Genomic DNA, 6917 nt, shown 5'->3' with positions numbered 1-6917 from the left:
ATAAAACGCTAGTTGGCACACCACAGGGAGGAAATGTATCTCCTCTCTTATCCAATATCATGCTTAATGAATTGGACAAGGAATTAGAAAAGAGGGGACTTCGATTTGTGCGCTACGCAGATGATTGTGTGATGACGGTCGGAAGCGAGGCAGCCGCTAAGCGTGTGATGTATTCAGTCAGTCGTTTTATTGAGAAACGGCTAGGTTTGAAAGTAAATATGACCAAGACTAAGATTACCAGACCAAGAGAGCTGAAATACTTAGGTTTTGGGTTCTGGAAATCATCAGATGGTTGGAAAAGTCGTCCCCATCAAGATAGTGTTCGGAGATTTAAGCTTAAATTGAAGAAACTAACACAGAGGAAATGGAGTATAGACTTAACAAGACGTATTGAGCAACTGAATTTGTCTATTCGAGGATGGATAAACTATTTCTCATTGGGAAATATGAAAAGTATTGTCACCAGCATAGATGAGCGCTTGCGTACTCGCCTACGAGTGATTATCTGGAAGCAATGGAAGAAGAAATCGAGACGACTATGGGGATTGCTTAAGTTAGGAGTTCCTAAATGGATAGCAGATAAGGTATCTGGCTGGGGTGACCATTATCAATTAGTAGCTCAGAAGTCGGTACTAAACGTGCTATATCAAAACCAGTCCTTGAAAAACGTGGACTGGTTTCGTGTTTGGATTATTACCTTGAACGACATGTGTTAAAAGTTAGTTGAACCGCCGTATGCCGAACGGCACGTACGGTGGTGTGAGAGGGGCTAGAGATTATCCCCTACTCGATTAAGCAATTTCCTTGACATTTTTCTTATTTTGCGCTATCATATATACATATAATATATGGGAGTCTGTGTACAGTCTGAGAGGAAGTGTTAAACTTCGACCGCACCTGATCTGGGTAATGCCAGCGGAGGGAACGATACTTAGTCTGATTTTGCACCTTTTCCATATATGGTAAAGGTTTTTCTTTTTGTCAAAGGAAAACGAGAAGAGGAGGTTTTTATGAAAGCAAGCATCGCCTTGCAAGTTTTACCCCTAGCACAGGGGATTGATCGGATAGCTGTTATTGATCAGGTCATTGCTTATCTGCAAGCTCAAGAAGTGACCATGGTGGTGACACCATTTGAAACGGTCTTGGAAGGGGAGTTTGATGAGCTTATGCGCATTCTAAAAGAAGCGCTGGAAGTGGCAGGGCAGGAGGCAGATAATGTCTTTGCCAATGTCAAAATAAATGTAGGAGAGATTTTAAGTATTGATGAGAAGCTTGAAAAGTATGCTGAGACGACACATTAGTCTATTGGGCTTTCTAGGAGTCTTGTCAATCTGGCAGTTAGCAGGTTTTCTTAAACTTCTCCCCAAGTTTATCCTGCCGACACCTTTTGAAATTCTCCAGGCCTTTGCTCGTGACAGAGAATTTCTCTGGCACCATAGCTGGGCCACGTTGAGAGTGGCTTTGCTAGGTCTAATTTTGGGAGTCTTGATTGCCTGTCTCATGGCTGTACTCATGGATAGTTTGACTTGGCTCAATGACCTGATTTACCCTATGATGGTGGTCGTTCAGACTATCCCGACCATTGCCATAGCCCCTATTTTGGTCTTGTGGCTCGGTTATGGGATTTTGCCCAAGATTGTCCTGATTATCTTGACGACCACTTTTCCTATCATCGTCAGTATTTTGGACGGCTTTAGGCATTGTGACAAGGATATGCTGACCTTGTTTAGTCTGATGCGGGCCAAGCCTTGGCAAATCCTGTGGCATTTTAAAATTCCAGTCAGCCTGCCTTACTTTTATGCAGGTCTGAGGGTCAGTGTCTCCTACGCCTTTATCACAACAGTGGTATCTGAGTGGTTGGGAGGCTTTGAAGGACTAGGTGTCTACATGATTCAGTCCAAGAAACTGTTTCAGTATGATACCATGTTTGCTATTATTATTCTGGTATCGATTATCAGTCTTCTCGGTATGAAGCTGGTTGATGTCAGTGAAAAATATGTTATTAAATGGAAACGTTCGTAGAATTAGAATGTTTCAAAAAAGAAAAGAGGAAATCAAAATGAAGAAAACATGGAAAGTGTTTTTAACTGTTTTAACAGCTCTTGTAGCTGTTGTACTTGTGGCCTGTGGTCAAGGAACTGCTTCTAAGGATAACAAAGAGGCAGAACTCAAGAAGATCGACTTTATCCTAGACTGGACACCAAATACTAACCACACAGGGCTATATGTTGCCAAGGAAAAAGGTTATTTCAAAGAAGCTGGAGTGGATGTTGATTTGAAATTGCCACCAGAAGAAAGCTCATCTGACTTGGTTATCAATGGTAAGGCACCATTTGCAGTGTATTTCCAAGACTACATGGCTAAAAAATTGGAAAAAGGAGCAGGAATCACTGCCGTTGCAGCTATTGTTGAACACAATACATCAGGAATCATCTCACGTAAATCTGACAATGTAAGCAGTCCAAAAGACTTGGTTGGTAAGAAATACGGGACTTGGAATGACCCAACTGAACTTGCTATGTTGAAAACATTGGTAGAATCACAAGGTGGGGACTTTGAGAAGGTAGAAAAAGTACCAAATAACGACTCAAACTCTATCACACCTATTGCCAATGGTGTCTTTGACACTGCTTGGATCTACTACGGTTGGGATGGTATACTTGCTAAATCTCAAGGTGTAGATGCTAACTTCATGTATTTGAAAGACTATGTCAAGGAGTTTGACTACTATTCACCAGTTATCATCGCAAACAACGACTATCTGAAAGATAACAAAGAAGAAGCTCGTAAAGTCATCCAAGCCATCAAAAAAGGTTACCAATATGCTATGGAGCATCCAGAAGAAGCGGCTGATATCCTCATCAAGAATGCACCTGAACTTCAGGAAAAACGTGACTTTGTCATCGAATCTCAAAAATACTTGTCAAAAGAATACGCAAGCGACAAGGAAAAATGGGGTCAATTTGATGCAACTCGCTGGAATGCCTTCTACAAATGGGATAAAGAAAATGGTATCCTTAAAGAAGATTTGACAGATAAAGGCTTCACCAACGAATTTGTGAAATAATGACAGAAATAAGACTAGAACACGTCAGTTATGCCTATGGTCGGGAGAGGATTTTAGAGGACATCAATCTGCAGGTGACTTCAGGTGAAGTGGTTTCTATCCTAGGTCCAAGCGGTGTTGGAAAGACCACTCTCTTTAATCTAATCGCTGGGATTTTAGAAGTCCAGTCTGGGAGAATTGTCCTGGATGGTGAAGAAAATCCCAAGGGGCGCGTGAGTTATATGTTGCAAAAGGACTTGCTCTTGGAGCACAAGACGGTGCTTGGAAATATCATTCTGCCCCTCTTGATTCAAAAAGTGGATAAGGCGGAAGCCATTGCCCGGGCGGATGAAATTCTTGCGACCTTCCAGTTGACAGCTGTAAGAGATAAATACCCTCATGAACTCAGTGGCGGGATGCGCCAGCGTGTAGCCTTGCTTCGAACTTACCTTTTCGGGCACAAGCTCTTTCTCTTAGACGAGGCTTTTAGCGCCTTGGATGAGATGACCAAGATGGAACTACACGCTTGGTACCTTGAGATTCACAAGCAGTTGCACTTGACAACATTGATTATTACTCATAGTATAGAGGAGGCTCTTAATCTCAGCGACCGCATCTATATCTTGAAAAATCGCCCTGGGCAGATTGTTTCAGAAATTAAACTAGACTGGTCTGAAGATGAGGACAAGGAAGTCCAAAAGATTGCCTACAAACGTCAAATCTTGGCAGAATTAGGCTTAGAATAAGTAGAAAAATAGGGAGTTGGTGAAGATTATCCTTTACCAGCGCCCTTTTTCTTTTAAAAATGAGAAAATTTCGGTATAATAGTCAAAGATAGTCAAGGTTTAAAGAGAGAGGTGGGTTTGTAATGAGATTTAAAAATACATCGGATCATATTGAGGCCTACATCAAGGCGATTTTAGATCAATCTGGTATCGTGGAGTTGCAACGGAGTCAGTTGGCAGATACCTTTCAGGTTGTTCCTAGTCAGATTAACTACGTGATCAAGACACGCTTTACGGAAAGTAGAGGCTACTTGGTTGAAAGTAAGCGTGGTGGCGGAGGCTACATTCGTATAGGACGGATTGAGTTTTCTAGTCATCATGAAATGCTCCGGGAGCTGCTTTACTCGATTGGTGAGCGAGTCAGTCAAGAAATTTATGAGGATATTCTCCAGCTTTTGGTTGAGCAGGAATTGATGACCAAGCAGGAGATGAATTTGCTAGAATCAGTAGCTTTGGATCGCGTTTTAGGAGAAGAAGCTCCAGTTGTTCGAGCAAACATGCTACGTCAGGTCATACAAGAGGTAGATAGAAAAGGGAAGTAAGATGAACTATTCAAAAGCATTGAATGAATGTATCGAAAGTGCCTACATGGTTGCTGGACATTTTGGAGCTCGTTATCTAGAGTCGTGGCACTTGTTGATTGCCATGTCTAATCACAGTTATAGTGTAGCAGGGGCAACTTTAAATGATTATCCGTATGAGATGGACCGTTTAGAAGAGGTGGCTTTGGAACTGACTGAAACGGACTATAGCCAGGATGAAACCTTTACGGAATTGCCGTTCTCCCGTCGTTTGCAGGTTCTTTTTGATGAAGCAGAGTATGTAGCGTCAGTGGTCCATGCTAAGGTACTAGGGACAGAGCACGTCCTCTATGCGATTTTGCATGATGGCAATGCCTTGGCGACTCGTATCTTGGAGAGGGCTGGTTTTTCTTATGAAGACAAGAAAGATCAGGTCAAGATTGCTGCTCTTCGTCGAAATTTAGAAGAACGGGCAGGCTGGACTCGTGAAGATCTCAAGGCTTTACGCCAACGCCATCGTACAGTAGCTGACAAGCAAAATTCTATGGCCAATATGATGGGCATGCCGCAGACTCCGAGTGGTGGTCTCGAGGATTATACGCATGATTTGACAGAGCAAGCGCGTTCTGGCAAGTTAGAACCAGTCATCGGTCGGGACAAGGAAATCTCACGTATGATTCAAATCTTGAGCCGTAAGACTAAGAACAACCCTGTCTTGGTTGGGGATGCTGGTGTCGGGAAAACAGCTCTGGCCCTTGGTCTTGCCCAGCGTATTGCTAGTGGTGACGTGCCTGCGGAAATGGCTAAGATGCGCGTGTTAGAACTTGATTTGATGAATGTCGTTGCAGGGACACGCTTCCGTGGTGACTTTGAAGAGCGCATGAACAATATCATCAAGGATATTGAAGAAGATGGCCAAGTCATCCTCTTTATCGATGAACTCCACACCATCATGGGTTCTGGTAGCGGGATTGATTCGACTCTGGATGCGGCCAATATCTTGAAACCAGCCTTGGCGCGTGGAACTTTGAGAACGGTTGGTGCCACTACTCAGGAAGAATATCAAAAACATATCGAAAAAGATGCGGCACTTTCTCGTCGTTTCGCTAAAGTGACGATTGAAGAACCAAGTGTGGCAGATAGTATGACTATTTTACAAGGTTTGAAGGCGACTTATGAGAAACATCACCGTGTACAAATCACAGATGAAGCGGTTGAAACAGCGGTTAAGATGGCTCATCGTTATTTAACCAGTCGTCACTTGCCAGACTCTGCTATCGACCTCTTGGACGAAGCAGCAGCAACAGTGCAAAATAAGGCAAAGCATGTAAAAGCAGACGATTCAGATTTGAGTCCAGCTGACAAGGCCCTGATGGATGGCAAGTGGAAACAGGCAGCCCAGCTAATCGCAAAAGAAGAGGAAGTACCTGTCTACAAAGACTTGGTGACAGAGTCTGATATTTTGACCACCTTGAGTCGCTTGTCAGGAATCCCAGTTCAAAAGCTGACTCAGACTGACGCTAAGAAATATCTAAATCTTGAAGCAGAACTCCATAAACGGGTTATCGGTCAAGATCAAGCTGTTTCAAGTATTAGTCGTGCGATTCGCCGTAATCAGTCAGGAATTCGCAGTCACAAGCGTCCGATCGGTTCCTTTATGTTCCTAGGACCCACAGGTGTCGGTAAGACCGAGTTGGCCAAGGCTTTGGCAGAAGTTCTCTTTGATGACGAATCAGCCCTTATCCGCTTTGATATGAGTGAGTATATGGAGAAATTCGCAGCCAGCCGTCTAAATGGAGCTCCTCCAGGCTATGTGGGTTACGAAGAAGGTGGGGAGTTGACAGAGAAGGTTCGCAATAAACCCTATTCCGTTCTCCTCTTTGATGAGGTAGAGAAGGCTCACCCAGATATCTTTAATGTTCTCTTGCAGGTTCTGGATGACGGTGTCTTGACCGATAGCAAGGGACGCAAGGTCGATTTTTCAAATACCATTATCATTATGACATCGAACCTAGGTGCGACTGCCCTTCGTGATGATAAGACTGTTGGTTTTGGGGCTAAGGATATTCGTTTTGACCAGGAAAATATGGAAAAACGCATGTTTGAAGAACTGAAAAAAGCTTATAGACCGGAATTCATCAACCGTATTGATGAGAAGGTGGTCTTCCATAGCCTATCTAGTGATCATATGCAGGAAGTGGTGAAGATTATGGTCAAGCCTTTAGTGGCAAGTTTGGCTGAAAAAGGCATTGACTTGAAATTACAAGCTTCAGCTCTGAAATTGTTAGCAAATCAAGGATATGACCCAGAGATGGGAGCTCGCCCACTTCGCAGAACCCTGCAAACAGAAGTGGAGGACAAGTTGGCAGAACTTCTTCTCAAGGGAGATTTAGTGGCAGGCAGCACACTTAAGATTGGTGTCAAAGCAGGCCAGTTAAAATTTGATATTGCATAAAAATGGAGAATCAGGAGTAATCTTGATTCTCTTTTGCCAAATTTCAAGTTCAAGTTAGCCATGAAGAAGTCTTCTCTGGGTGATTTGTAGTTCAAGCATTTTTTAGGATA

The 6917-nt window shown here is 43.2% G+C and carries 6 protein-coding genes, 1 pseudogene and 1 riboswitch; all 7 genes and pseudogenes read left to right on the top strand.

Translation table 11 applies throughout. From position 1 onward, the window contains the following. A pseudogene (locus HT708_RS11180) lies at positions 1-727 on the top strand (group II intron maturase-specific domain-containing protein); the annotation flags it as partial. Positions 728-838: 111 nt separating this feature from the next. Next, positions 839-941, top strand: a riboswitch (TPP riboswitch). Between the two features lie 69 nt (positions 942-1010). Beyond that, positions 1011-1301, top strand: a complete 291-nt coding sequence (locus tag HT708_RS11175; RefSeq protein WP_000647658.1) for a thiamine-binding protein — start codon at positions 1011-1013, stop codon at positions 1299-1301. Then, positions 1264-2022 (top strand): ABC transporter permease, encoded by a 759-nt coding sequence (locus HT708_RS11170; RefSeq protein ID WP_165778281.1) that lies wholly within the window; start codon positions 1264-1266, stop codon positions 2020-2022. The genes HT708_RS11175 and HT708_RS11170 overlap by 38 nt, the downstream gene beginning before the upstream one ends. 37 nt (positions 2023-2059) lie before the next feature. After that, positions 2060-3067, top strand: a complete 1008-nt coding sequence (locus tag HT708_RS11165) for an ABC transporter substrate-binding protein (RefSeq protein WP_050261791.1) — start codon at positions 2060-2062, stop codon at positions 3065-3067. Then, positions 3067-3792, top strand: a complete 726-nt coding sequence (locus tag HT708_RS11160) for an ABC transporter ATP-binding protein (RefSeq protein ID WP_000136235.1) — start codon at positions 3067-3069, stop codon at positions 3790-3792. The genes HT708_RS11165 and HT708_RS11160 overlap by 1 nt, the downstream gene beginning before the upstream one ends. Positions 3793-3914: 122 nt before the next feature. Next, on the top strand, positions 3915-4373 hold the full coding sequence (locus tag HT708_RS11155) for a CtsR family transcriptional regulator (RefSeq protein ID WP_001211274.1): 459 nt from the start codon (positions 3915-3917) through the stop codon (positions 4371-4373). Position 4374: 1 nt separating this feature from the next. Next, the gene (locus HT708_RS11150) at positions 4375-6807 is read left to right on the top strand and encodes an ATP-dependent Clp protease ATP-binding subunit (RefSeq protein ID WP_001109697.1); all 2433 of its coding nucleotides are present in this window, start codon (positions 4375-4377) and stop codon (positions 6805-6807) included. Positions 6808-6917 lie beyond the last annotated feature (110 nt).

This window comes from Streptococcus sp. 3613 (assembly GCF_013277375.1).
GTDB classification, from domain to species: domain Bacteria; phylum Bacillota; class Bacilli; order Lactobacillales; family Streptococcaceae; genus Streptococcus; species Streptococcus pseudopneumoniae.
The sequence above is the reverse complement of the archived record's forward strand: the minus strand, read 5'-3'. Positions and strand labels throughout refer to the sequence as shown.